This window comes from Duganella margarita (assembly GCF_009857535.1).
In the GTDB taxonomy this organism is placed as follows: Bacteria; Pseudomonadota; Gammaproteobacteria; order Burkholderiales; family Burkholderiaceae_D; genus Rugamonas; species Rugamonas margarita.
The window spans coordinates 1-26,269 of the sequence record NZ_WWCS01000037.1; the positions used below are offsets into that span (position 1 = coordinate 1).

The window sequence follows — 26,269 nt, forward strand, 5'->3', positions numbered from 1 at the left end:
GAGGCCTGGCCGGCATGCGGCTGCGCAGCGGTGGCGAGGGCAGGGGCGTGGTTGTCGGCAGCGACGGCGGCGAAGCGATACTGCGGGCAGCGCGCGGTGGCGGCGCCTTGGCTGGCACGCGTGGCGCAGGCGGCGCTTGCGTCAGCCTGGCCGGCACGGCGACGTCCTTGAGCAGCCCGAAGGCCTGGTTGTACGACAGCGGCGTGAAGCCATGCTGGCAGAACGACGGCACTTCCGCGTAGCCGGCGAACAGCTGGCCGTCGTCGGCCAGCAGCGCGCGCAGCTTGGCGATGGCGGCTTTGGTGGTCGGCTTGTCGAAGTAGATCAGCAGGTTACGGCAGAACACCACGTCGTAGTAGCCGGTGCGCGTCGACAGGTCGAACTCCAGCAGGTTGCCCTGCTTGAAGCGCACCTGCTGGCGGATGCTGTCGTTGACGCGGTAGTCGCCGTCGCCGGCGCTGGTGAAGTGGAGGTCGCGGAACGCCAGGTCCTGCGCGCGAAAGGCGTTGCGGCCGTAGATGCCGCTCCTGGCGCGCGCCACGCAGGTCGGGCTGATGTCGAAGGCGTCGACCATGAAGTTGGCGGCCGGGATGCCGGCGTCGGTCAGCACCATGGCGATGGTGTAAGGCTCCTCGCCGCCGGCGCAGGGAATCGACAGGATGCGCAGCAGCCGGCCGGGTTCCGCCGCCAGCCGCGCGCGCACCAATTCGGTCATCGCCGCGAAGGCTTGCGGGTCGCGGTAGAACCACGATTCCGGCACCACCACCAGTTCCACCAGCGCCGTCATTTCCTGCGGCGTCATCTGCTGCAGGTAGGCCTCGGCGTCGGCCGCCGCAGTTTGCTCCATGCGGTTCTTGATGGCGCGATCGACCACCGCCTTCGACAGATTCAGGCCGGTGGCGGCGCGCAGCAGGGACTGGGCCGGCGTCATGCGCTGTTATCCGTTGACTGGAACAGCAGCGCGCGCAGCTCGGCCGGCAGCAGCTGGTCCAGTTCCACCAGTTGCAGCATGCCTTGCTCATCGCTGACCACCTGGCCGAGAAAGGGGGCCGCCTGCACGCCGCTGTGGTTCAACTGCTCGTCGCGCACCTCCTGCACCCCCAGCACGCGTTCGGCGCGCAGGCCCAGTTGGTGGTGCACGCCGTCCGGCGCCACATAGTCGGCGACGATGATGCGGGTGTCGAAGTGGTCGGCGCCGGACGGCAGGCCGCTGGCGCGGCACAAGTCGATCACCGGCACCGAGACGCCGTGCAGGTCCATCAGGCCGGCCACGCTGTCCGGCGCCAGCGGCAGCTGCTTGAGTTCCAGCAGCGGCAGCACGCGCACCACATCGCGCAGGCGCAGGCCGTAGCGGTCGGCGCCGATGTGGAAGACGAGGAGTTTCATCGTATGCGCTCCGCCGGTCCGCTTACACCGCAACCGCGAAGTTGGCGACGCTGGTCTGCAGATCGCCGGCCGCGTACTGCAACTGGTGCACCGCTTCGCTGGTGGCTTTCAGCGATTCGACCGTCTGCTGGGTGGCGTCGTTCAGCTGCATCATGGTGGCGGTGATCTGCTCCGCGCCGACCGCCTGCGACTGCATCCCTTGCAGCACCGCGTCGAACTGTGGCGCCAGTTTCTGCACCTGGTCCATCACGCCCGACAACTGGTCGGTCACCTGGCGCACTTCGCCGACGCTGCGGCGGATCTCTTCGGAGAATTTGTCCATGCCCATCACGCTGGCCGATACCGCCGACTGCATCTCTTTCAGCATCTGCTCGATGTCCCAGGTGGAGACCGAGGTCTGGTCGGCCAGGCGGCGGATTTCGGTAGCCACCACCGAGAAGCCGCGTCCCGCCTCGCCAGCCTTCTCGGCTTCGATAGCGGCGTTCAGCGACAGGATATTGGTCTGGTCGGCCACCTTGGTGATGGTAATCAGCACGCTGTTGATGTTGGAGGCCTTCTCCGACAGGGCCGCCAGCTTGGCGTTGATCGAGTCGGTGGCCGAGACCATGTGCTGCATGGTGCTGTCCATGCGGCGCAGGTTGTTCTGGGCGTCGGCGGTGGCGCTGGTGGTGTAGTCGGCCACCGCAGTGGCGTCCTCCATGGTCTTGAGCAGCTGCGAGGTGTTGGCCGAGATTTCCTTGGTGGTGCTGAGGATCTCGACGCTGGTCTGCGCCTGTTCGATGCCGGTGGCTTCCTGCTGCTTGGCCGAAGCGGCGATTTCGGTGGCCGAGGTGGTGACCTGGATGCCGGCTTTCTGCACGTTGTTGAGCAGCCCGCGCAGGTTGTCGAACATGCGGTCCAGGCCAGCGGCCAGGCGGCCGATGGCGTCCTCGCCGCTGACGTCGATCCTGCCGGTCAGGTCGCCGGCGGCGGCCTTCGACACCACGCCCAGCAGCGAATCGACCTTGGCGCGCAGCGCATTGGTTTCGGCCAGCTCCCTGGCCTGGTTGTCCTGGATCGATTGCGCCATGCGGTTAAATTCCGTCGACACTTCGCCCAGTTCGTCTGCCGACAACACCTCGGCGCGCGCCGCCTGGTCGCCGCCGGCGATGCGGTTGACCGCGTGGGTCAGGTTGTTCAACGGCGACAGCAGCGCGCGCACCAGCAGCCAGGCCACGCCCAGCGACAGCACCACGCACACCATGCCGCCGCCGGTGAGGATCATGCGCATCGATTCCTGCAAGCGTTCCGACGCCTGCGAACGTTCGACCAGCAGGCGCTTCTCTTCGGCCGCCGCGTCATTCATGAACTTGTAGATGTCGCCGATGGCGGAGCTGGTGGTGCCCGACAGCTGCGGCGTGCGGCCCATCGCGTCGGCGGCGCCCGGCTTGTCGCCCAGTTCCTGGCGCATCTGCAGCTGGGAGGTGATCACATCCTTGCTCCAGACGTTGATCATGTCCTCCAGTTTTTTAAAGCGCGCCACCTGGTTCGGATTGTCGGCGGTGAGCTTCTGCAGTTCGCTGATGGAGTTTGGCAGGTCGCTCATCTCCTTGCGGGTGCGCTCCAGCCGCTGCGCGCTGCCGGTCAGGTAGTAGCCGCGCGCTTCCACCTGGACTTGCAGCAGGTCGTTGCGCAGCACGTCGATGGCCTGGATCACGTCCATCGTGTGGCGGTCCCACGCGTTGGCTTCGGACAGGCTGTTGAAGCGGTTGTAAGCGATGGATAACAACACCAGGATGATGGCCAGAATGGTGCTAAAACTGAGGTACAGCTTCTTCTTGATGCTCAAGTCGTTAAACATTTTTTCTCCAGGGCTGGCGGGGACCAGATTGCAAGCGGCATTCTCCCACACCGGCCAGATTTAAGGTGTTGTCAGGCCGCGACCGAGAAGGTGGCGACGCTGGTCTGCAGGCCGCCGGCCGCATACTGCAACTGGTGGACTGCCTCGCTGGTCGATTTCAGCGACTCCACGGTCTGTTGGGTGGCGTCATTCAACTGCATCATGGTTTCGCTGATCTGGGCAGCGCCGACGGCTTGGGACTGCATGCCCTGTAATACCTGATCGAATCGGGGAGCCAGCTTTTGTACCTGGTCCATCACGCCGGACAGTTGATTGGTCACCTGGCGCACCTCGCCGACGCTGCGGCGGATCTCTTCGGAGAATTTGTCCATGCCCATCACACTGGCGGAGACGGCGGACTGCATTTCCTTGAGCATCTGTTCGATGTCCCAGGTGGAGACGGAGGTTTGGTCTGCCAGCCTGCGGATTTCGGTGGCGACGACGGAAAAACCGCGTCCCGCCTCGCCGGCCTTTTCGGCCTCGATGGCGGCGTTCAGCGACAAGATGTTGGTCTGGTCGGCCACTTTGGTAATTGTAATCAGAACGCTGTTGATATTGCTAGCTTTTTCCGACAATGCCGCCAGTTTGGCGTTGATCGAGTCGGTCGCCGCCACCATGGTCTGCATGGTGCCGTCCATGCGCTGCAGGTTGCCCTGGGCGTCGGCGGTGGCGTGGGTGGTGTAGTCGGCCACCGAGGTGGCTTCCTCCATGGTCTTGACCAGCTCCGTGATGTTGGCCGAGATTTCCTTGGTGGTGCTGAGGATCTCGACGCTGGTCTGCGCCTGTTCGACGCCGGTGGCTTCCTGCTGCTTGGCCGAGGCGGCGATCTCGGTGGCCGAGGTGGTGACCTGGATACCGGCCTTCTGCACATCGTTGATCAGCCCCCGCAGGTTGTCGAACATGCGCGCCAGGCCGCTGGCCAGCTGGCCGATGGCGTCGTCGCCGTGCACCGTGATCTTGCCGGTCAGGTCGCCGGCGGCGGCCTTCGACACCACCGTCAGCAGCGCATCGACCTTGGATTTGAGCAGGTTGGCGGCCGCCAGTTCCTTGGCCAGGCTGTCCTGGATTGCCTGCGCCATCTGGTTGAAGGAGACCGACATCTGGCCCAGTTCATCGCGCGAGGTGACCTCCACGCGCGCGCCCTGTTCGCCGCCGGCGATGCGTTCGACCACCGCCGCCAGCCGGCCGATCGGCCCGCCCAGCGCCTGCAACAGCAGCGCGCCGATGATCAGCGCCAGCAGCGTGCACACGCTGCCGCCGAGGATCAGCAGCAGCATCATCGACTCCGACAGGTCGGCCGAGTTTTTGGTGCGCAGCGCCAGCAGGCGTTTTTCTTCGTCGCTGACCTCGCGCAGCAGCTGGCGCACGTCGGCGATGGTTTTGGCGCCATTCAGCACGTCGGCCGATGTCGCCACCTGCTGCGACACGCCGACCTGCTGGTTCAGCGCGCGGCGTTTTTCCAGCAGCGGATGGATCACATTGTCGATCCAGTTTTGGATCATGGGGCCGAGCCGTTGCAGGCGTTCCTGCTGGCTGGGATTGTCGGCGGTCAGACGCGTGATCTCTTTCAGATGGTGGCGCACTGCGTCTTCTTCGCCGCTGATCGGCGCGGTGGTGCTTTCCTCACCGGTCAGCATGAAGCCGCGGGTCGAGGTCTGGATCTGGATCAGCGAGGTTTCAATCTGCCCGGCTTCCAGCAGCACCTGCATGGTGTGCAGGTCCCAGGTGCTGGCGGCGGAAAGCTTGGTGAAGTTGGTGTAGGCGAGGGCCAGCAGGACGACGATGATGGCGACGATGGCGCCGAATCCTGTAGCGAGTTTTTTCTTGATACTGAGATTCTTGAACATGCTGGCTCCACTCCCGATCAGGACGTTGGACCAATGTATCAAAAAAATGGCCGCTCAGCGAGCGGCCATTGCTATCAAGCGGTATCGACGACGTTATTGACCGCGTTTCAGGCGCGCGTTGGCGGCGATGCGCATGCGCAGCGCGTTCAGTTTGATGAAGCCGCCGGCATCGGCCTGGTTGTAGGCGCCGCCGTCTTCGTCGAAGGTGGCGATGTTCATATCAAACAGGGAGTCGGTTTTGGAATCGCGCGACACCACGATCACATTACCCTTGTACAGCTTGACGCGTACCCAGCCGTTAACGGTGGATTGGGTGTGGTCGATCAGGGTTTGCAGCGCGACGCGCTCCGGCGCCCACCAGTAGCCGTTGTAGATCAGCGAAGCGTAGCGCGGCATCAGGTCGTCCTTCAGGTGGGCCACTTCGCGGTCCAGCGTGATCGACTCGATGGCGCGGTGGCCTTTGAGCATGATGGTGCCGCCCGGGGTTTCGTAGCAGCCGCGCGACTTCATGCCGACGTAGCGGTTTTCCACCAGGTCGAGACGGCCGATGCCGTGCTTGCCGCCCAGGCGATTCAGTTCGGTCAGCACGGTGGCTGGCGACATGCGCACGCCGTTGATGGCCACGATGTCGCCTTTTTCGTATTCCAGGTCGACGTATTCGGCTTCGTTCGGCGCCTGTTCCGGGCTCACGGTCCAGCGCCACATCGATTCCTCGGCTTCGGCGCTCGGGTTTTCCAGGTGGCGGCCTTCGAACGAGATGTGCAGCAGGTTGGCGTCCATCGAGTACGGCGCGCCGCCGTTCTTGTGTTTCATGTCGATGGCGATGCCGGCGTCTTCCGCGTACTTCAGCAGTTTTTCGCGCGACAGCAGGTCCCATTCACGCCATGGCGCGATCACTTTGACGCCTGGTTTCAGCGCGTAGGCGCCCAGCTCGAAGCGCACCTGGTCGTTGCCCTTGCCGGTGGCGCCGTGCGAGATGGCGTCGGCGCCGGTCTCGTTGGCGATTTCGATCAGGCGCTTGGCGATCAGCGGACGGGCGATCGAGGTGCCCAGCAGGTATTCGCCTTCGTACACGGTGTTGGCGCGGAACATCGGGAACACGAAGTCGCGCACGAATTCTTCCCGCACGTCGTCGATGTAGATGTTCTCCGGCTTGATGCCGAACTTGATCGCCTTGGCGCGTGCCGGTTCCAGTTCTTCGCCCTGGCCCAGGTCGGCGGTGAAGGTGACGATTTCGCACTGGTAGTTATCCTGCAGCCATTTCAGAATGACGGAGGTGTCGAGGCCGCCCGAGTAGGCGAGGACTACTTTTTTAATATCGCTCATGATTGATCCCAGTTGGTTAATTTGACTGTCGTCGTTCCCGCGCAGGCGGGAACCCATACTCAGCATGGATTCCCGCGTGCGCGGGAATGACGGATTGCTTTACTTGTTGTCGATGCGGCCGAGCAGCAGGTACTCGATCAACGCTTTTTGAATGTGCAGGCGGTTTTCCGCCTCGTCCCACACCACCGATTGCGGGCCGTCGATGACGTCGGCCGCCACTTCTTCGCCGCGGTGGGCCGGCAGGCAGTGCATGAACAGCGCGTCCGGCGCGGCGCGCGCCATCTTGGCGCTGTCGACGATCCAGCCGTCGAAGGCTTTCAGGCGGGCGGCGTTTTCTTCCTCGTAGCCCATGCTGGTCCAGACGTCGGTGTTGACCAGGTGCGCGCCTTCGCAGGCGTCGGACGGGTTATCGAAGAAGGTGTAGCGGTCGGTCGAGACCAGCGACATGTCCATGTCGTAGCCCTTCGGCGTCGACACGTTGACGTGGAAGCCGAACACCTCGGCCGCCTGCAGCCACGAGTACAGCATATTGTTGGCGTCGCCGACCCAGGCCACCGTCTTGCCGGTGATCGAGCCGCGGTGCTCGTAGTAGGTGAAGATGTCGGCAAACACCTGGCACGGGTGGTGCTCGTTGGTCAGGCCGTTAATCACCGGCACGCGCGAATGGGCTGCGAAACGCTCGATGATGTCCTGGCCGAAGGTGCGCACCATGATGATGTCGCACATGCGCGACATGACCTGGCCGGCGTCTTCCACCGGCTCGCCACGGCCCAGTTGCGAGTCGCGCGTGTTGAGGTAGATGGCGGCGCCACCCAGCTGATGCATGCCGGCCTCGAACGACAGGCGGGTACGGGTGGAGTTCTTCTCGAACACCATCACCAGCGTGCGGTCGATCAGCGGGTGATAGATCTCGTAGTTCTTGAACTTGCGCTTGATGAGGTGCGCGCGTTCGATGACGTACTCATACTCGTCCAGCGTGAGGTCGGAAAACTGCAGGTAATGCTTGATCGGTTTTTGGATGGGCATAATAACAACTGACAGAATGGCTACGGCTTAGCCGAACAATTATAAAGGCAATTCGGCGAGTAGGGCTAATTACCGCAGATTATCCTGTCTATACAGGCACTTAGCTGTGGTAGCCCGGACGCGTTTTGGCACTCTGTCAGTCGGGGTTCAGACTGTCTTGCGCGAACGGCGGCGGGCGACCATGCCCAGCATGCCGAGGCCGGCCAGCAGCATGGCGTAGCTGTCGGCTTCCGGCACCGCGCTGACGGTGATGTTGGCGTCCGGTGCGAAGTCGGCCAGGCGGCCCAGGCCCTGCACGCGGTTGTCGATCGACCACACGGTCCAGGTGTAGTCCTTGAAAGCCAGGCCCTTGGACGGCAGCAGCGCGGCCGACACGGTGGAGAAGATCTGGTTGCCGACGATATGGGTAGTGACGGCGTTGGCGCCGATGCTGCCGGTGCCATCCGCGCGCAGCGTGACGGTGGAATTGAACGTCACGCCCGGCAGGCCGACCGAGGCGAACGGCGCGTTGGTCGAGCCGCCGACATCGAGCCCGAACACATAGGCGGCGCCGGCGACGCCGGAGATCGGGCCGGCGGCGGTGGTGCGGAACACGAACTCGTTGCTCGCGGCGTTGTAGGCGACATCGGCCGACAGTACGTCGAAGGCGGCGTCGTGGCTGCCGGTGTAGACCGACAGGAAATCGTTGGCGGCGTCGGTGACGGCGTACGCATTGGCTGCGGCGGCGAGGCCAGCGACGGTAAGCGCTTTCAGAAGCAGTTTTTTCATGTCAGTTATCCGGGTTATGGTTGTAGGAAGCGCGCCTGGGCACGCAAACCGTGTATTCCCGATAACATTCAGAAAGTTCAAATAAATTTACATAAGTCGTCGCTCAGTGGCATGATGAGGATGGCTCTGCACTGAAGTTTGCGCCTATTCTCATCCAGGCTCAAGCCAGGCTGCGAAACTACCGCGCTCGGTTTAATAATAGAGTTACCTTCTACAAAGATGGAAATGAATCGATACAGGATCAAAAGTTTCTTGATGGCCTGGGCAGTTTTTGGTCTCAGCCTCCCGCTTGCCGCACTGGGTGCCAATCCAGGCCCAGACAAAATAACGTTAGAAAAGATGGTTTGCCCAGCCTCAAGCATAAAGAATGCTGTGTGCATGAAAGCCATTGTTCCTGAAAACTACGATTTACCAGGTGGACGACAAATCAGTCTGGATGTGGTCATCCTCCAGGCAGCCAATCCGGTCAGCCCGTCGCGAGCAATTTTCCTGCTCCAGGGCGGCCCGGGTCAACGAACGACGTCGACGATCGAGGACGAATCCGAGGTGTGGAAAAAGGTGGGACGGACGCATGACCTTGTATTTATCGATCAGAGAGGCACAGGCATTTCTCCAGACCTCCATTGCGCCAACCCGAATCAAGACAAAAGCGTCTTGCTGAGAGATTTATGGCCAGCTGAAAATCTCGTCAAATGCGCCCGGCGTTTGTCCGCCACAGTCGATCTGACGCGGTATACGACGTCCGAAGCCGCCCGTGACTTAAACAATGTCCGGGCAGCGTTGTCTTACGACCAGATCGGTATAATCGCCTATTCCTACGGCACCCGTTTAGCGCAGGAATATCTTCGCCATTATGATCATTCGGTGCGCGCCACATTGCTACTGGGACCAGAAGCGCCAGGGGCATATGTCCCCGCCGGCCTGGCCCGCGAGGCCGAACTGTCGTTGACCGAAATATTAAACCGGTGCAAAGCCGACAAAGAATGTTCTACCGCGTTTCCGGATGTCTTCGGTGATCTGAAAAAATTGAAGGCGATGCTCAACGGAACAGGTCTTGTTTTGCACAAAGGGTCGCAGGACCAGGCCCACGTCCTGCCTATTTCTTCCGGTGTTGTGGCGTCCTATTTACGCATGTATCTTTATGCGGTATCAGGCGCCGCTTCCTTGCCGCGATTGATACACACGCTTGCCGACGAAGACAAGAATCAGGCACTGCTTGCGTCGATTGCCACATGGCGCGAACAATTCGAAGATGCGGCGCCCTGGGGCTTGTACATGGCCATCACCTGCAATGAGGATTTACCTTTCCTCGATGAGGGGAAGGAACGCGCCCTTGCTGCAGGTACACTCATCGGATCGTTCCGCATCGATCAGCAGATTGCCGCGTGCCGCAACTGGCCGCGTGGTCAGATCAGTCCGCAACTTCATACTCCGGTCCATTCCAACACGCCCATCTTGCTACTTGCTGGACAATTTGATCCAGCGACTCCCTCCAGCAACAGCGAAAAAATTATCTCTCACATGCCGAATGGCAGGTTAGTCATTGTCCCCAACAGGTCGCACACCATGTTTGAAGATTGGGGCGCGTGCCTGGAAGATGTCACGGCCAATTTTTTGGAAAATGCCAATCCAAGAACAGTCGACACTGCGTGCGTGAACCGCCTGAGATTGCCGAAGTTCGAAATCGCCTCCCAGTAGATTCGGTTTTTTTTTGCACACAGGCTCGGGCGGAAGCCGGCGCAGGTGAGGGCGACCTCACCTGCGGTGGCCAGGCATGTCAATGGTAGATGTGGCTGGTCGACGGCAGTTTGTTTTCGGGGGCGGTGAGCGGCAGGTCGAGGGTGAAGGTGGTGCCGTCGCGGGAGCTGTGGACGGTAATCAGCCCGCCCATCAGCGAGGTGACGATGTTGTAGCTGATCGACAGCCCCAGGCCGCTGCCGCCCTGGCCCAGCTTGGTGGTGAAGAAGGGATCGAAGATGCGCGACATGTGTTCGGGCGCGATGCCGCCGCCGTTGTCGCGGAAGCTGACCTGCACCCGGCCGTCGACCGGCGCCTGCGCGCGCAGCCACATGCTGCCGCTGCCGTGGCTCTTGCCGGCAAAGGCGTGCAGCAGGGCGTTGTTGATGAAGTTGGCGATCACCTGGCCGTAGGGGCCGGGATAGCTGTCGAGGGACACCGTGTCCGGCATCTCCAGTTCGATGCGGTGGCCGGCGGCGCGGATGCGGTTCATCATGGTGGCCACCACTTCCTGCGACACCTGCGCCAGGTTGAATTCGCGCCGCTGCTCGGTGGTGCGGTCCACCGCCACCTGCTTGAAGCTGTTGACCAGGTTGGCCGCGCTGGTCAGGCCGCGCATTACCAGCTCGTGCGCCTTGCGCGCGTCTTCCAGGTAGGCGGCCAGCGCCGAGCGTTTCAGGCCGCTGCCGTTCATCTGCGCTTCCAGTTCTTCGGTCTTCTGCACCAGCGTGCTGGCGATCAGCAGGCTGTTGCCGATCGGCGTGTTCAGCTCGTGCGCGACGCCGGCCATCAGCGCGCCCAGTGCGGCCAGCTTTTCCTGCGACACCAGCTGGGTCTGCGCGTCCTTCAACTGGCGGTAGGCTTCGGCGTTGTCCAGCGCAATCGCGCCATACGCGCACAGCGTGCGGAAGATCAGCCGATGGCGCTCGCCGTAGGCATTGGCCATGGTGCTTTGCACCGTCATCACACCGAGCGTGCGTTCGCCGACGCGCAGCGGCACGTACAGCGCGCTGACCATGACCTGGGTGCCGGGGGCCAGGAAGATGTCGTCCGGGCCGGCATTGGCGACGTAAATCTCGCTGCGTTCGCGCAGGCTGCGGGCGGCGTTGGCGCGCGGGTTGGCGACGTCGATGGTATTGCTGGCCAGCGGCTGGCCGTTTTCGATGCCAAACACGCGGCTGATGGTGTCGCAGCCGGGATCGCACAGGTAGATCGCCAGCGAGTTGGCCGGCAGCAGCGCTTGCACGTGGCGGTGCAGCGCCTGGAACACGGCGCCGGCGTCGAGGTGGGTGGTGATTTCCTGGCCGATCGCCGACAGGCGTTCCAGCGTGGCCTTGGTCTGTTGCAGCAGGTCGACGCGGCGCGCTTCGGCGGCCGCCAGTTCGCGGTGGTGGAAGCCTTCGGCGCGCGCGTGCTCGGTCTGGTGCTGCACCTGCATGGCGATGGCGCGGTTGGTGGCGTCCTGGCTGTGGGTCTGGGCGCGCGCGGCGGCGGCCCGCTGCGCCGCAGCGTAGGCTTGCCGGTAGTCGCCGATGTGGGCATATTCGCGCGCCAGCGCTTCGTGCAGGTCGGCCGGCAGCGTGTAGCCGTTGATGTGGCCGGCCACGGCCAGCGCCTGGTGCAGGAAGTGCAGCGTGGCGTTGGGTTCGGTCATGCCGGCCGGCGGCGGCAGCTGGTGGCGCAGATGGATCAGCGACATCACGCGCAGTGCGGCCACGTGGTGGTAGCGGTCGGCCTGGGCTTGCGCCAGTTCGGCCGCCTGGACCGCCATCGCCAGCGCTTCTTGCGGCCGGTCGAGGAAGCACAGCGCGTGCGCCTGGCCGCGCCGGGCGATGCTCTGGAAGTCGGCATGTTGCAGCGCGTCGCCGCGTGCTGCGAGCTTGCGGAAGGCGTCCAGCGCGGCCGGGTAGTCGCCCTGGTCGAGCGCCAGGTCGCCCAGGTACTGCAGCGCGGTGGCGTAGCTGCGCGCGCCGGACAGCGGCGCCAGCAGCTGCACCGCTTCCTGCAGCAGCGCGGCGCTGGCGTCCAGCCGGCCGAGGCGGCGCATGCTGTCGGCGGTGTGGGTCAGGCAGGCGCCGATGCTGCGCGGCCAGCCGGTCGGACGCGCCAGGTCGAGCGCGCTTTCCATCCATTCCAGCGCCGCTTCGTGGTCGTTCAGCGCGGTGAAGTCGAGGCCGATGTTGATGGCGGCGGTGATCGCCATGCGCAGCTGGCCGCTTTCCAGCGCCGCCTCGTAACAGCGCAGGTAGTGGCCGGCGGCGGCGCCGAAGTCGCTGGCGCCGCTGGCGGCCAGGCCGTAGTAGTCGTAGATCCAGCTGGCGACGCCGGGCTGGTTTTCTTCCGCCGGCGTGAAGCGTTGCGACCAGCGCTGCTGGGCGCTGGGCAGGTCGCGCAGCACGGCCCAGCGGGCGTTGACGGCGTCGGCGATGGCGCTGCGCTGCAGGTCGCCGCCGGCGCGGGCCACCGCCGCCATCTGTTCCAGTTCGGCTTCGGCAGCGACGTGGTCGCCGCGGTCGATGGCGATCCAGGCGCGCAGCCAGTGGGCGTCGGCGTCGCCGGCGGCCAGCTGCAAGGCGGCGCAGCGCTGGCCGGCCTGTTGCGCGAGGGCGTCGGCGGCCTCCAGCTGGCCGGACAGCCAAGTGGCTTCCGCGCGTACCAGTTGCAGGCGGGCGCTGTGGGCGTCGCGTTGTTCAGCGGGTAGGGCGGGGACCGCGCCGGCCAGCAGCGCTTCGGCTTCGGCCGCCAGCTGCAGCGCGCGCGGTGTGTCGCGCTGGCGCAGATGCCAGGCCAGCGGCAGCAGCAGCGACAGCCGCGCCGGACCACGCAGCGGCGGCAGGGCGGCCTCCCACTCGGCTAACGCGTCGTCCAGCGCAAACATGTCCATCGGCTTCCCCAGGATACTTGCTCCAAGGCATTATAGACGCAAGCTTGTTATTAATACAGTGTTTGTGATGACTCGTGCAACAGCTGGCCGTACAGGGTGTGGCGCATCTTGGCGATCTTGCCGGCGGCGACGGCGTCCAGCACCGCGCATTGCGGTTCGATCAGGTGGCGGCAATTGTAGAACTTGCAGTGACCCAAGTATGGGGCAAATTCTACAAAGGCGCGCTCCAGCATGCCCTCGCTCAGATGGTAGAGGCCGAACTCCTGGAAGCCGGGTGAATCGATAATCGACGATTCCGGCCCCAGGTCGGGCAGCGTGTACAGCCGCGTGAAGGTGGTGGTGTGCTTGCCGGTGTCGAGCGCAGCGGAGATTTCGCGCACGGCGATGTCGGCGTCCGGCACCAGCAGGTTGATCAGCGAGGACTTGCCCATGCCGGACTGGCCGATCAGGATCGACGACTGGCCGGCCAGCAGCGGCTGCAAGGTGGCGACCGCGTGTTCCGGCGCGGCGGTGGCCGACACTTCGTGCACCGGGTAGCCCAGGTTGGCGTAGAGCTGCACCCGTTCGCGGGCGCGCGGCAGGGCGGCGGCGACGTCGGTCTTGTTGAGGATCAGGTGGGCCTTGATGCCGGCCGCTTCCGCCGCCACTAGCGAGCGCGACACCAGGTCGTCGGTAAAGCCGGGCTCGGTGGCGACCACGATGAACAGCTGCGTCAGGTTGGCCGCCAGCAGCTTGGACTTGTACTGGTCCGAGCGGTACAGCAGGGTCTTGCGTTCCTCGATCTTGTCGATCACGCCCTGGTCGGGCGAGGTCATGGTGATGTGGACGATGTCGCCCACCGCCACATTGGTCTTCTTGCCGCGCGTGACGCATTGCAGCTTGACGCCGTCCGCTTCCGCCAGGTAGTGGCGGCCGTGGGCGGCGATGATGATGGCGGTGCGCTGCTGGTTCGGGGCGTCGCTCATGCCGGCACCGCCGCTTGCTGGTACAGCGCGTCGGCCTTGGCGGCGCAGATGAAGTCGTTGTCGGTCAGGCCGTGGGCGGAGTGGGTGTCGTAGCGGACGATGCAGGTGTTATAGGTAACGGTCATTTCGGGGTGGTGGTCTTCAGTGTGGCTTACGTATGCCAGGGCGTTGACGAAGGCCATGGTGCGATGATAATTCTTGAAGGCGAAGCTGCGCGTCAGGCGGCCGTGGTCGATCGTCCAGTCCGGCACCAGCGCTTGCAGGCGCGCGGCCGCGCTGGCGTCCAGCGCGTCCGCGCGGGGATGGCAGCGGGCGGCCAGCAGGTCGGCGCGGGTGGTCATCATGACGCCGCCAGATTCAGTTGCCGGATGCGCACGCTGGCCGGCGGGTGCGAGTCGTAGAAGGCCGAGTGCAGCGGATCGGGCGTCAGCGTCGAGGCGTTATCCTCGTACATCTTGACCAGCGCTGACACCAAGTCACGCGCATCGGTGTGCTGGGCGGCAAACGCGTCCGCCTCGAACTCGTGCTTGCGCGAACCCAGCGAGGTCAGCGGATTGAACAGGAAGGTGAACACCGGCAGCACCAGCATGAACAGCAGCAGCGCCATGGCGTCGTTGCCCTGGCCTGGCAGCAGCAGCGGGTTGACGCCGAGGCCGTCGTAGAACCACGGCTGCGTCTTCAGGTAGCCCAGCAGCGCCAGGAAACCCAGCGAAATCGCGAACATCATGCTGATGCGCTTGATGATGTGCTTGAGTTTGAAGTGGCCCAGCTCGTGCGCCAGCACCGCCTCGATTTCCTGCGGTTGCAGGCGCGACAGCAGGGTGTCGAAGAACACGATGCGTTTGTTGGCGCCAAAGCCGGAGAAATAGGCGTTGCCGTGCGCGCTGCGCTTGGAACCGTCCATCACGAACAGGCCCTTGGAGGCGAAGCCGACGCGCGTCATCAGGCCTTCGATACGGGCTTTCAGCGACTGGTCTTCCAGCGGCGTGAATTTGTTGAACAGCGGCGCGATCACGGTCGGGAACAGCACCATCATCAGCAGCTGGAAGCCGCTCCACACGACCCAAGTGTATAGCCACCACAGGTCGCCGGTCTGGTTCATCAAGGTCAGCACCACCCACGCCAGCGGCAGGCCGATGGCCGCCGCCAGCAGCGAACCCTTGATCAGGTCGCCGAAGAACAGGCCCTTGCTCATCTTGTTAAAACCGAAACGCTGCTCCAGGCCGAATTGCTTGTAATAGTCGAACGGCAGGTCGATCAGGCCGGAAATCAGCGCGAACGCCGCCAGCAGCACCAGCTGGTACACCATGCCGGGGCCGGTCAGCTGGAAAATCTGCAGCGACAGCCATTGCAGCCCGCCCAGCAGCGTAAAGCCGACCAGCACCAGGGTATTGACCATCAGCGTCAGCAGGCCGTATCGGGTGCGGGCGATGGTGTAGTCGGCGGCCTTTTGATGGGCGGCCAACGGTATCTTTTCGGCAAATTCCGCCGGCACGGCGCTGCGGTGCGCCAGCACATGACGGAGTTGACGCGACGCCAGCCAGAAACGCACCAGCAGCGTCAAAATAATGAAAGATACGAACAAAATCGAAAACGCGAGTGAATACATTCTGTGCCTGTGAGAAAATGGCAGATTCGGATTAATTTAGCCAAGAGAAGAGAATTATGTCACAAGCTACTGATTTGCCAGAAGGTTCCGCCGCTGTACCAGCCGCGCCACGCCCGAATGAATTCAACCTGGTGTGGGTGGACATGGAAATGACCGGCCTGGAGCCGGACACCGACCGCATCATCGAAGTGGCGGTGGTGGTCACCGACATGCACCTGAACGTGCTGGCCGAAGCCCCGGTATTCGCCATCCACCAGTCGGACGAAACCCTGGACAAGATGGATGCCTGGAACCGCGGCACGCACGGCCGCTCCGGCCTGACCGAGCGCGTCAAGGCGTCGACCGTGACCGAAGCGCAGGCGGAAGAAGAGCTGATCAAGTTCATGAAACTGTGGGTGCCGAAGGGCAAAGCGCCGATGTGCGGCAACACCATCGGCCAGGACCGCCGCTTCATGGTGCGCTACATGCCGAAGCTGGAGGCGTTCTTCCACTACCGGAACATCGACGTGTCGACGCTGAAGGAACTGGGCAAGCGCTGGAAGCCGGAAATGGTCAGCGGCTTCAAGAAAGCGCAAAAGCACACCGCGCTGGCCGACATCATCGAGTCGATCGAAGAACTGAAGTACTACCGCGAGCATTTCATCAAGCTGTGATGATGCGCCGTCTGCTGCTGGCGCTGGGCGCCCTGGTTGTTGCCGGTCTGGCCGAGGCGCAGGAGTTCGGCTACAAGGATTGGTCCGGCGCCTGCGACAACACCTGTCATTGCGAAGTAGTGGGCTACCAGCGCGAAGAGGCCGAACTGCCGGTGACGCTGATGCTGGCGCGCGACGCCGGCGGCAACGCGCCGGTGCAGGCCTGGCTGATGGCATTGTCCGGCGACGGCGAAGCCGCCAACCTGAGCATTCGCGCCGGCAATGTCGTCATCCAGGGCATTACCGGCGCGCTGAAGCCGGAGCAGGTCGCGCGCCTGCTGCCGGCATTGAAAAAAGCCGAGACGGCCAGCGTTACCGACGGCAAGCAGCAGTGGGAACTGTCATTGGCCGGTCTGAATGCGACGCTGCTGAAGATGGACGATCTGCAAGGCCGGGTCGATACCGTGACCGCGCTGGCGCGTCCGGGTAACAAGCCGGCAAGCTCGGTGCCGGCGGCGCTGCCGGCGCCGCTGCTGCGTGCCTTGCCGGTGCCAGCGACGCGCGCCAGCGATGCGGCGCTGCTGCCCAAGCTGCTCAAGGCGCTGCCGGCCAACGAGTGCCAGGATGGCCCCGGCCCGGACGCCGGCCCGAATCATCAAGTGGTGCGGTTGTCGTCCAGCCAGGTGCTGCTGTTCGTCGAGTGCGCGCGCGGCGCCTACCAGTCGTCCTACGCGATGTGGCGCGCCAGCGATAAGCCGCCTTACGCGCCGCAGCCTGTGCGGCTGCCGCTGCCCGGCGGCCAGTGGGACGACGCGCCGATGGAGCCGGAATTCAACAAAGGCGTGCTGCATACCTACGGCAAGGGCCGGGGCATCGGCGACTGCGGCGACGCCACCGAGTGGCTGTGGACGGCGGAGGGTTTCCAGCTGCTGTCGGCGGCCCGGGCGCCGATGTGCCGTGGCATGCCGGGCGGCGGCTTTCCGTTGCGGCTGTGGACCGCCCGGCGCTAGCAGCGCGCGGTGATGGCGGTGGCGTGCCGCACGGTGGCGCGCTTGCTGCCGGGCTAGAGTAGCCTGTCGCCACTTCCTGATTGCCTTGCCATGTCCCGATCTTCCCTGATGCTGCTGGTCGCATTGCCGTTATTGCTGCTGGCGCTGGCCGCCTGTTCGCCGTTGACGACGCTGAATGCCTTGTCGCCGGGCGGCGCGTCCGAACGCACGCCGGACCTGGCCTACGGCGATGGCCCGCGCCGCAAGCTGGACGTCTACCGCCCGCGCGAGCTGCCGGCTGGCCGGACTACAGCGCCGGTGGTGGTGTTTTTCTACGGCGGCAACTGGGTGGACGGCGAGCGCGCCGACTATGCGTTTGTCGGCCGCGCGCTGGCCTCGCGCGGGATCGTGGCGGTGATTGCCGATTACCGCTTGTATCCGGAAGTCCGTTATCCCGATTTTCTCAAGGACGTGGCGCAAGCGGTGGCCTGGGCCCGTCAGCATGCACCACAGTACGGCGGCGATCCGCAGCGCCTGTTTGTCATGGGCCATAGCGCCGGCGCCTACAACGCGGCGATGATTGCGCTGGACCCGCGCTGGCTGGCGGAGCAGGGCATGGCGCCGTCGGTGTTGCGCGGCTGGATCGGCATGGCCGGCCCCTACGATTTTTTACCCATAGAAAACCCGACCACCAAGCCGGTGTTTCATTTTCCGGCTACGCCGCCGGCTTCACAGCCGGTCTATCACGTGACGGCCGCAGCGCCACCGGCATTGCTGATTGCGGCGCGCAGCGACCGCCTGGTGGACCCGGCGCGCAATACCGGCCATCTGGCCGCCGCGCTGCGGGCGCAGCAGGTGCCGGTCAAGGAGCTGTACTACGATCATGTCAGCCATACCACGCTGGTGGCCTCGCTGGCGGCGCCGATGCGCTGGCTGGCGCCGACGCTGGATGATGTCGCCGCCTTTGTACTCACGCCCCCAGCCAGGTGAATCGCGCGCCATCTTTTTCCTTTTGGCATTAATATCCGTAGATATCAACTTACTAACAATGATCTACAGAAACCATGTCCGATATCCTGGAACCCGTTCCGCCGGTCGTTTCGACCGAACCTCCGCCACCTGAGAAAAAGCCGCGCCGCTGGGGCCGCTACATACTGTACGTGCTGGCCACGCTGGGCGTGCTGGCGATTGTGCTGGTCGGCGCCGCCTTCTACAAAGCCAGCCAGGGGCCGGTGCTGGTCAAGATCGACGAGGCTGCCTCGATCGACGAATCGATGACGCGCAACTACGGCAAGTATTCGGCCGAGAGAAAAGGCTGGATGTACGTCGATCAGAACAACCAGCCCTTCCTGGTGCGCGTGGTGCAGCAGGCGCGGATTGAGGCGGTCGGCGCCAGCGATGAACTGTACTTTGTCACCAGCGGCATTCCGCTCAGCGGCGAAGCCACCGCATTCTACGGCGTATTCCAGATCCGCTCGGACGGCAAGGGCAGCGACGGCCTGGTCGAGATCAGCGACCCGGTGCGCGAGCTTTACGAAGTGCCGTTGAAGCCGGAAAACGTCCACTTCGAGGCGCTCTCCGAGACGCTGTGGGGCTGGGTGATCAAGGTGCAGAGCGGGCTAGAGCCGAAGCATGAGCGCGTGACGGTAACCAATGTGGTGCTGGCGCCGCACGGCGAGAGCATCGCCGAACTGGCCAGGTTCCGTGCCGCAGCCGACGCCGATCCCGGCAAGGATTGCGCGCAAGCCAATGCCGAGTACGCGGAATGGGAAAAGCTGGTCGAGCGATACACCAAGCGGTCGCCGGACGCCACCGACGAGGAAGTCGCCGCCGGCGCCGAGGCGGTGCAGCATCAGCCGGTTCGCTGCGAGCACGCGCGCTGGACCTATGCCACGGCGCCGGTAACCGGCCCGTTCCCCGGCCCGTTGACGGTTACCGCCAAGGGCTCGCAATACGGTGCGCCGATGGAACCGAAGCGCTGGAAGGTGATGTTCGACAACAAAGCGTTTGTCTACAACGTGCCGGAAGAGTTGATGCACGAGGACCAGTACGGGGAAGAAGAGTAGCGCAGGCCGGTCATGCGTTATTCCTCAGCCAGCGCCAGCGGCACGCCGCGCGCCCAGCGGTTGGACGACAGCGAAAACGTCAGTGCCCGCACCTGGTGATACCAGCCGGCCGGCACATACAGCATGTCGCCCGGCTGCACCAGCATCTCGATCAGCGTGGCCTGGCGCGCCAGCGGGTAGCGTTCGTAGTCCGGCGCTTCCGGATCGAACGGCGAACCAAACAGCATGGCGCTGGCTTCCCTGGTGTACAGGAATTCATCATGATGGGGCGGCGCCAGGAAGATGCGCTTGCGGCCCCAGATCTGCGCGAAGATATTGTCGTCGTAATCGCAATGCAGCGGCGTCAGGGTGCCGGCCGGGCCGACCCAGAAGCGGGCCGGGCCCATCTTGTCGAACCAGGTCGGCCAGTGGCACATGCGGTTCAATTCGCGCAGTTCCAGGTTGCCCAGATAGGGCGGCAGACCTTCGGTACGCTCGGCCAGGTCGAGATACTCGGCCATGGTCATGTCCTGCATGGCGCGGTCGGGTGCGAAGGCGGTGTTGATGTAATCGCCGACGCGGGCGCGCACCGCCATGTGGCCATGCTTGTCGCGCAGCAGGTCCGGCGTGTGTGCGCTCAACGGCCAGCGGCCGACCACGCCATCGATCAGGAACGGCAGGCCCAGCGCGGCCCGGCGGCGGAAGTCTGCCGCGCCAAGACCACGCACGCGCGGCACCGTGGTGATGGCGGGCAACGCGCGCGCAGCCTGCTTGATCGCCTCGCGCATCGCACGGATGGAGCTGACGCCGCGCACCTGCGCATCGCGCTGCTCGCGCGCCAGCTTGTTGGCGGCCGCCTGCGCCGGCGTCTCGCTGGCCAGCACGCGCGGTGGCAGGGTCTTTTGCTTTCTTAACATCGTCTGACTTGTACTTTCGGTAGGGGCGCCGCCATTGTAGCGCCGGCTCACTCGCAGACAAAGGAAACGACCTCGCCGGCCTGCGGGGCGGGCAGGGTGGTGGTCAGCCGGCATTGCCTGGCCTCCAGCGGGACCGGCCTGGCCAGCAGGATGCGCGACTGGCGGTAGACGCAGGCCATCCAGTACGGCGCCGAATCGTGCGGCAGGCGCCACAGCGTGACTTCGGTATCGTCCTGGCGCCCGGTCTGGTCGGGCACAAGATTGCCGCCGTCGCTGGGATGCTGGGTGTACATCGTCACGGTGGTCAGCGTGGCCGGCGGCAGTTCGCTGTCGGCCACCTGCTCCCACGAACGATCGCTGGGGCGCGTGGTTTGGGCGATGTCGATCACGCGTGGGCAGTCGAAGATGACCGGTGCTGCGGCTGCGGGCAGGCAGGCCAGCACGCTGGCGGCGACAAGCGGTGGGTAGCGCACGGCGGCTCCTTGGTGAAGACGGGCCTTCCTTTATAGCGCCGCGTGCCGCCGCGCATATTGCGCTGGATTCAGGAAAACGCCTGCCACACCAGCCACGCGTTGGCGGCCGAGATGACGGCGAACAGGAACCAGGCCAGCGCCGTGGTCCACCAGGCGTTGACGAAGTTGCCCATGATGCGGCGCTGCGAGGTCAGGCTCACCAGCGGATACATGGCGAACGGCAGCTGCATGCTGAGCACCACCTGGCTCAGCACCAGCAAGGTGCCGACCGAGTGCTCGCCCAGCACGATGACGCCGATCATGGCCGGGATCAAGGCCAGCCCGCGGGTGATGGCGCGCCGCTGCCAGCACGGGATCTTCAGCTTCAAAAAGCCTTCCATGATGACCTGGCCGGCGATGGTGCCGGTAAACGTCGAACTCTGGCCGGACGCCAGCAGCGCCAGGCCGAACAGGATGGCGGCCAGTGCGGTGCCGGCCACCGGTTCCAGCAGGCGGTAGGCGTCGTCGATGTCGAGCACGCGGCCGCTGCCCGGCTGGTAGAAGGCGGCCGCCGCCAGCACCAGGATGGCGCCGTTGATCAGCAGGGCCAGCAGCAAGGACACCACGGTATCGATGCGCGACAGGCCGATCGCTTCGCGTCGCGCTGCGTCGTCACGGCGCACCACGCGCGTCTGCACCACCGACGAGTGCAAATAAAGATTGTGCGGCATCACCGTGGCGCCGAGAATGCCGATGGCCAGGTACAGCGGCTCGCGCGACGACAGCGCGCTGAGCGACGGCACCAGCCCGGCAGCCACCGCATGCCAGTCCGGCTTGACGAACACCAGCTCGGCGAACAGGCAGACCGCCACCGTCAGGATCAGCCCCAGCACGATGGCCTCGACCTGGCGGAAGCCTTTGCCCTTCAGCCCCAGCACGATCAGCGTGTCGAGCGCGGTCAGCGCCACGCCGACCGGCAGCGACACCCCCAGCAGCAGCTTGAAGGCCAGCGCGCAGCCCAGCACTTCGGCCAGGTCGCAGGCGATGATGGAAATTTCGGCGAAGCCCCACAGCGTCTTGCCGACCGCCGGCGGGTATTGTTCGCGGCAGTGCACGGCCAGGTCCTTGCCGGTGACGATGCCGAGCCGCATGCTCAGGCATTGCAGCACAATCGCCGCCAGGCTGGATAGCACGACCACGAACAGCAACTGGTAGCCGAACTGCGAGCCGCCCTGGATCGCCGTGGCCCAGTTGCCCGGGTCCATATAGCCGACCGAGACCAGCAGGCCGGGGCCGGCGAAGCGGATGACTTTTTTCCAGAACGGGTCGCCCTCGGGCACGGCGACGGTGCCGGCGACTTCGGAAGGACAGAACGGCGCGGTGGCCGTGGTGGGCAGCTTGAAGGGCAGGGAGAACATAGGCATCCTGAACAATGATGCCTGCATTTTACTGGAGACAGAGGGACGCCGTCCCTCTGGCATTGCGCGGATTATTCGGCCGAGTCAGCGCCGTGGCACTTCTTGAACTTCTTGCCGCTGCCGCAAGGGCAGTCGTCGTTGCGGCCGACTTTCGGCTCGTCGCGCTTGACGGTCTCGACGGCAGGCTTGCGGCGCGGCACCCAGAACTTGTAGATGGCCGGCAGGTTGGCTTCCAGTTCCTGCGCCAGCTTGTGGGCCTTGACCGGATCTTCCACCAGCGGCAGTTCCTCTTCCTCGATCTCGTCGGCGCCCAGCAGGTAGATAGGACGCATCAGGTCGCCCACTTCGGACTCCCAGATCGGGTCCCACGAGCCGGGACGCAGCTCCATGCCTTCCCAGAAGCCCCAGCACCAGGCTTCGGCGTCGATCAGGGTCTGGCCTTCGTGCTCGTGCTCGACGAACAGCGGCTCGAATTCCTTCGGCGCTACTTCAAACGTCACCAGCACTTCGTTCATGAAGCGCATGATCAGTTCGACGATGCGCTGTTCTTCCTTTTCGTGCTTGAACTTCGGCACATCGGTTTCTTCCTTGCCCCAGACCTTTTTCAGCCATTCGGCCGGCATGATGGTTTCCGGGCCGATCGCGATGGCGGTCAGGTAACCGTGCAGGATGTCCATGGTCATGGCATCTTCAGGGCTGCGGTCGGACAGCAGGAAGCTGTCCAGTTCGTCGAATTCTTTTTCGCTCAAAGGCTGGTCGAGTTGCATATTTTGCTCTTTTTATTTGGGGTAAGCAGACAGTATACACGCCGCGCCCCGTACAATGGCGCTTATGACCGAATCTCACCCGCAATCCCACCCTTATTCCGCCTTGAGCCCGGACTGCGTGCTCGACGCCCTCGACAGCATCGGCCTGCGCGGCGACGGCCGCCTGCTGGCGCTCAACAGCTATGAAAACCGCGTCTACCAGGTCGGCATCGAAGATGACAAGCCGCTGGTGGTCAAGTTCTACCGGCCGGGCCGCTGGAGCGACGACGCCATCCTCGAAGAACACGCCTTCACGCAGGAACTGGCGGACGCCGAAATCCCGGCGGTGCCGCCGCTGGCGCTGCATGGCACCACCTTGCACCTGCATGCCGGCTTCCGCTTTTCCGTGTTCACGCGCCATGGCGGCCGCGCGCCGGAGCTGGGCGACCCGGCGGTGCTGGAGTGGACCGGTCGCTACATTGGCCGCATCCACGCGATCGGCGCGGTGAAACCGTTCGCCCACCGGCCGGCGCTGGACATCGACACCTTCGGCACCGAGCCGTGCGCGTTTTTGCAGGACAATGATTTCATTCCGCTGGACCTGAAAGCGTCCTACGCGGCGATTTCCCAGCAGGCGCTGGACGGCGTGCGCCGCGCCTATGACCGCGCCGGCGAACTGCCGCAGCTGCGCCTGCACGGCGACTGCCACGGCGGCAACGTGCTGTGGACCGACGCCGGCCCGCATTTCGTCGACTTCGACGATGCCCGCATGGGACCGGCGATCCAGGATCTGTGGATGATGCTGTCCGGCGAGCGGGCCGAGCAGGTGCGCCAGATGAGCGACATTTTGGCTGGCTATGAGGATTTCGGCGACTTCAACCCGCGCCAGATGCACCTGGTCGAAGCGCTGCGCACCTTGCGCCTGATCCATTATTCGGCCTGGCTGGCGCGGCGCTGGGATGACCCGGCCTTCCCGCAGGCGTTTCCGTGGTTCAACACCCAGCGCTACTGGCAGGACCGCATCCTGGAGCTGCGCGAGCAGGTCGCCCTGATGGACGAGCCGCCGCTGGCGATCTGACCAATCCGAGAATAGGCGGGGTTTTCCGCCTCTTCTTACGGTTCGGCTAGCCTGACCGGTCCGTGATAATGAGAGCTCGGAAAATCCTCTTAGCGAGACTCTCATGCAAGCACAACTGGTCAAACAAGAACGCGACGATGCCACCCTGCTGCCATTGCCGATGGCCAGCGTGTATGCCGACGACAGCGCTGTTCCGGCCCAGTTGCCGCGCGCCGCGATGGAAATGAAAGCCATCCAGGAAGCCATCGCCCGGGTCGAAGCCGAAGCCAAGGCCGCCTGCGCCGCCGAAAGCCGCGCCCACGCCGAAGCCCGCGCCCGCGCGCTGGCCGAAGACCGCGCCGCCATCGACGCCGCCGCCGCCGCCGTGGCGCTGCAAAATGCCCAGGCCTCGGAAGCGGCGATCAGCGCCAACCAGGAACGGCTGGAATCGATGCGCGCCGCCGCCCAGGCCAGCGTGGCCCGGCTGGACGCCGTCAAGCAGGAAACCGCCGGTCTGCGCGCGCGCGCCGAAGCCGACAACCTGATTCGCCTGGCTGCGGAAGAACGCACCCGCGCCGAAGAAGAAAACCGCAAGCGCGCCCACGAACAGATCGCCACCGACGCCGAACTGGCGCAGCAGGCCGCGCGCGCCGCCGCCGAACTGCAGGAACAGACCGAACAGGCCCGCCTGCAAGCGGCCGAACGTGTCGCCGCAGTCCAGGCCGCCAAGGAAGAAGTGGTCGGCATCGCCTCGGCCGACGCCCGCGTCGCCACGCTGGCGCGCGAACGCGAGCGGCACGCCGCCGGCGCCCGCCAGACCGCCCAGCAACTGGCCGAAGCCGAAACCGAAGCGCTGGAACTGACCAAGCAGCGCGAACGCGCCGACAAGATCGCGCTGGAAGCCGCCTACAAGCGTTCGGCCGCCGAAGCGCGCGCGCTGGAAGAAGCCCGCGCACTGGCCCACCTGGAGCAGGAGCGCGAACAGATCGCGCAGGCCAAGGCCGAATCCGAGCACAGCGCCGCGCAATCGCTGCGCCTGCGCCTGCAAACCGAAAAAGAAATCCGTGACGCCGCCATCCACCGCGAACGCATGGAAGCGGTCGCCGCCGCCAGCGCGCAAGCGCGGCGCGAAGCCGACGCCCGCATCCTGGCCGCCACCGAAGCGCGCCTGGAAGTCGACAATCAGCTGCGCGCCGTCGCGCTGGCCCGCGTACAGGCCGAAGAGGATGCCGAACTGGCTACGCTGACCAAGGTCGAAGCGGAAAGCGCCGCACTGGATCAGGCCAAGCAGCGCCAGGCCGCCGACGCCGCTGCGGCCGAGGCCGCCCGTGCCGACAGCCTGGAACAACAGCGCGCCGCCGAGCTGGCCAACGAACGGGCTGCGCTGGCGCGCGCCGCCACCGAGCTGGCCGCCAGCCAGAACGCCGCCGAGCAGGCGGAAATCGCCACGCTGGCGCAACACGTCGAAGCGCAGAACGCCGCCAGCGCGCTGGCGGCCGAACGCGCCGGCCGCGCCGCCGCGCTGCTGCAAGCGGAACAGGAACGCGGCGCCGCCGAACAGCAAGCCATCATCGCCCTGAACGCCAAACTGGACGCCGAACAACGCGCCACCGACGCCGCGCAGCAGCGCGTGGCCGCCGAGCGCGCGCAGACCGAAGCGCTGCGTCAACAGCAGGAAGCCGAGCAGCGCCTGGCCGAAGCCGCCGAACAGCAAGCCGAAGCGTCACGCGTGATGGCGGCGCAAGTGTCGGCCGAAGCCGAACAGAAAGCCCGCTCCGCCCAGGCGCTGGCAGCGCAGGCGCGGCTGGCGGTGGAACTGGGTGCGGTACATGCCGAGCGCGCCCGCGTGGAACAGGAAAAAGCCGCCAAGGCCGAAGAACTGCTGGCTGCCGAACGTGAATTCATTGAAGCCGAGCGCGCGTCGCTGGCGCTGATCGACCAGAAACTGACGCAGCAGCGCATTACCGCTGCGTCCGAAGTGCGTGCTTCGCAAGCCATCGCCAGCCGGCTGGAAGCGGAAAAGAACATCGCCGCCAGCGCCCGTCAGCGCGCCGACGCAGCCCAGGCCGAAGCGCAGGCGATGCAACAGCGCGAGCAAGCTGAGCAGGCTGCGACGCAAGCCGTGGCCGACAAAGCCGCCGCCCAGCAAGCGCTGCTGGCGACCGCACAGGCGCACGCCGCCATGCAACGCAAGGTCGCCGACACCACGGCCGCGATGACCGCCGCCAAACAACACTTGCTGGAACTGGAAACCCGCCGCCTGGGCGCTGCGCAAAAAGTGCTGGCGTCGGTGCAGGCCAAGGTGACGGCCGAAGAAAACAACATCACCACGCTGGACGCCGTCCGCGCCCGCAAAGAAGCGGCCCGCCAGAGCCAGCCAGCCGAGAGCGGCAAAGCCGTCTGGCGCGCCCGCTAAATTCCAAAATTCGGGGTCAGTTCTGCCAAATGCACACGAGCTCATGTACATTTGGCAGAACTCGTATATTGAACGTACCGCGTCGCCATCAGATAATCAGAAAGGTGAAGCGGTCAGGCAGGGTGATGCCGACCAGACTGTGGGCCATTAAGCCCGTGGGTCAGATAGGT

At 64.8% G+C, this 26,269-nt stretch carries 22 protein-coding genes; 7 read left to right on the forward strand and 15 right to left on the reverse strand.

The window, feature by feature from the left end:
* The 7 genes from GTP55_RS28110 to GTP55_RS28140 form a co-directional block, all read right to left on the reverse strand.
* Nucleotides 1–931: CheR family methyltransferase (locus tag GTP55_RS28110; protein ID WP_161048074.1), on the reverse strand; the 931-nt coding region annotated here is incomplete at its 3' end.
* Nucleotides 928–1,386: a chemotaxis protein CheW gene (locus GTP55_RS28115; protein ID WP_161048075.1), complete on the reverse strand. Its 459-nt coding sequence runs from the start codon at nt 1,384–1,386 to the stop codon at nt 928–930. The genes GTP55_RS28110 and GTP55_RS28115, both read right to left, overlap by 4 nt.
* Nucleotides 1,387–1,408: 22 nt before the next feature.
* Nucleotides 1,409–3,226: a methyl-accepting chemotaxis protein gene (locus tag GTP55_RS28120; RefSeq protein ID WP_161048076.1), complete on the reverse strand. Its 1,818-nt coding sequence runs from the start codon at nt 3,224–3,226 to the stop codon at nt 1,409–1,411.
* Nucleotides 3,227–3,297: 71 nt separating this feature from the next.
* Nucleotides 3,298–5,112, reverse strand: a complete 1,815-nt coding sequence (locus tag GTP55_RS28125) for a methyl-accepting chemotaxis protein (protein ID WP_161048077.1) — start codon at nt 5,110–5,112, stop codon at nt 3,298–3,300.
* Between the two features lie 93 nt (nt 5,113–5,205).
* Complete coding sequence (locus GTP55_RS28130; RefSeq protein WP_161048078.1) at nt 5,206–6,438, reverse strand: argininosuccinate synthase; 1,233 nt, start codon at nt 6,436–6,438, stop codon at nt 5,206–5,208.
* A gap of 99 nt (nt 6,439–6,537) precedes the next feature.
* Complete coding sequence (argF, locus tag GTP55_RS28135) at nt 6,538–7,464, reverse strand: ornithine carbamoyltransferase (RefSeq protein ID WP_161048079.1); 927 nt, start codon at nt 7,462–7,464, stop codon at nt 6,538–6,540.
* Between the two features lie 147 nt (nt 7,465–7,611).
* Entirely contained in the window at nt 7,612–8,232 is a 621-nt protein-coding gene (locus GTP55_RS28140) for a PEP-CTERM sorting domain-containing protein (protein ID WP_202423901.1), read from the reverse strand.
* A 378-nt stretch (nt 8,233–8,610) separates the two neighbouring features.
* On the opposite strand from GTP55_RS28140, the gene GTP55_RS28145 reads away from it, so the two are divergent.
* A complete protein-coding gene (locus GTP55_RS28145; RefSeq protein ID WP_161048080.1) occupies nt 8,611–9,930 on the forward strand; it encodes an alpha/beta fold hydrolase in 1,320 nt (439 codons plus the stop codon).
* A 79-nt stretch (nt 9,931–10,009) separates the two neighbouring features.
* On the opposite strand, the gene GTP55_RS28150 is transcribed toward GTP55_RS28145, so the two are convergent.
* From GTP55_RS28150 to GTP55_RS28165, 4 genes are read right to left on the reverse strand one after another with little or no spacing between them, the layout of a single operon-like run.
* Nucleotides 10,010–12,853 carry an ATP-binding protein gene (locus GTP55_RS28150; RefSeq protein WP_161048081.1) on the reverse strand — a complete coding sequence of 948 codons (2,844 nt, stop codon included), beginning with the start codon at nt 12,851–12,853 and terminating at the stop codon, nt 10,010–10,012.
* A 50-nt stretch (nt 12,854–12,903) separates the two neighbouring features.
* On the reverse strand, nt 12,904–13,818 hold the full coding sequence (rsgA, locus tag GTP55_RS28155; RefSeq protein ID WP_161048082.1) for a ribosome small subunit-dependent GTPase A: 915 nt from the start codon (nt 13,816–13,818) through the stop codon (nt 12,904–12,906).
* Nucleotides 13,815–14,162, reverse strand: coding sequence for a 4a-hydroxytetrahydrobiopterin dehydratase (locus GTP55_RS28160; RefSeq protein ID WP_161048083.1), 348 nt, complete (start codon nt 14,160–14,162; stop codon nt 13,815–13,817). Before GTP55_RS28160 ends, rsgA begins: the two co-directional genes overlap by 4 nt.
* Nucleotides 14,159–15,427 carry a M48 family metallopeptidase gene (locus GTP55_RS28165; protein ID WP_161048084.1) on the reverse strand — a complete coding sequence of 423 codons (1,269 nt, stop codon included), beginning with the start codon at nt 15,425–15,427 and terminating at the stop codon, nt 14,159–14,161. The genes GTP55_RS28160 and GTP55_RS28165 overlap by 4 nt, the downstream gene beginning before the upstream one ends.
* 56 nt (nt 15,428–15,483) lie before the next feature.
* Between GTP55_RS28165 and orn the strand changes: the two genes are divergently transcribed.
* The 4 genes from orn to GTP55_RS28185 all read left to right on the forward strand — a co-directional run bounded on the left by orn (nt 15,484) and on the right by GTP55_RS28185 (nt 19,114).
* Nucleotides 15,484–16,080, forward strand: a complete 597-nt coding sequence (orn, locus tag GTP55_RS28170; protein ID WP_110849905.1) for an oligoribonuclease — start codon at nt 15,484–15,486, stop codon at nt 16,078–16,080.
* A complete protein-coding gene (locus GTP55_RS28175; protein ID WP_229258204.1) occupies nt 16,080–17,069 on the forward strand; it encodes a DUF1176 domain-containing protein in 990 nt (329 codons plus the stop codon). The genes orn and GTP55_RS28175 overlap by 1 nt, the downstream gene beginning before the upstream one ends.
* A 90-nt stretch (nt 17,070–17,159) precedes the next feature.
* Nucleotides 17,160–18,038, forward strand: coding sequence for an alpha/beta hydrolase (locus GTP55_RS28180; protein WP_161048085.1), 879 nt, complete (start codon nt 17,160–17,162; stop codon nt 18,036–18,038).
* A gap of 74 nt (nt 18,039–18,112) precedes the next feature.
* On the forward strand, nt 18,113–19,114 hold the full coding sequence (locus GTP55_RS28185; RefSeq protein ID WP_161048086.1) for a hypothetical protein: 1,002 nt from the start codon (nt 18,113–18,115) through the stop codon (nt 19,112–19,114).
* 17 nt (nt 19,115–19,131) lie between these two features.
* Here the strand turns inward: GTP55_RS28185 and GTP55_RS28190 are convergent, their stop codons facing one another.
* The 4 genes from GTP55_RS28190 to GTP55_RS28205 all read right to left on the reverse strand — a co-directional run bounded on the left by GTP55_RS28190 (nt 19,132) and on the right by GTP55_RS28205 (nt 22,647).
* Nucleotides 19,132–20,010, reverse strand: coding sequence for a cupin-like domain-containing protein (locus GTP55_RS28190; protein ID WP_161048087.1), 879 nt, complete (start codon nt 20,008–20,010; stop codon nt 19,132–19,134).
* Between the two features lie 47 nt (nt 20,011–20,057).
* Nucleotides 20,058–20,483 carry an STY0301 family protein gene (locus GTP55_RS28195; protein WP_161048088.1) on the reverse strand — a complete coding sequence of 142 codons (426 nt, stop codon included), beginning with the start codon at nt 20,481–20,483 and terminating at the stop codon, nt 20,058–20,060.
* A gap of 68 nt (nt 20,484–20,551) precedes the next feature.
* Entirely contained in the window at nt 20,552–21,880 is a 1,329-nt protein-coding gene (locus tag GTP55_RS28200; RefSeq protein ID WP_161048089.1) for an Nramp family divalent metal transporter, read from the reverse strand.
* A gap of 71 nt (nt 21,881–21,951) precedes the next feature.
* Nucleotides 21,952–22,647 (reverse strand): UPF0149 family protein, encoded by a 696-nt coding sequence (locus tag GTP55_RS28205; protein WP_161048090.1) that lies wholly within the window; start codon nt 22,645–22,647, stop codon nt 21,952–21,954.
* A 64-nt stretch (nt 22,648–22,711) separates the two neighbouring features.
* Here GTP55_RS28205 and GTP55_RS28210 point away from each other — a divergent pair, with 64 nt between their 5' ends.
* Together GTP55_RS28210 and GTP55_RS28215 are read left to right on the forward strand one after the other, a co-directional pair.
* Nucleotides 22,712–23,704, forward strand: coding sequence for a serine/threonine protein kinase (locus GTP55_RS28210; protein WP_202423902.1), 993 nt, complete (start codon nt 22,712–22,714; stop codon nt 23,702–23,704).
* A 103-nt stretch (nt 23,705–23,807) separates the two neighbouring features.
* Nucleotides 23,808–26,099, forward strand: coding sequence for a coiled-coil domain-containing protein (locus GTP55_RS28215; protein WP_161048092.1), 2,292 nt, complete (start codon nt 23,808–23,810; stop codon nt 26,097–26,099).
* The last annotated feature ends 170 nt before the right edge of the window (nt 26,100–26,269 follow it).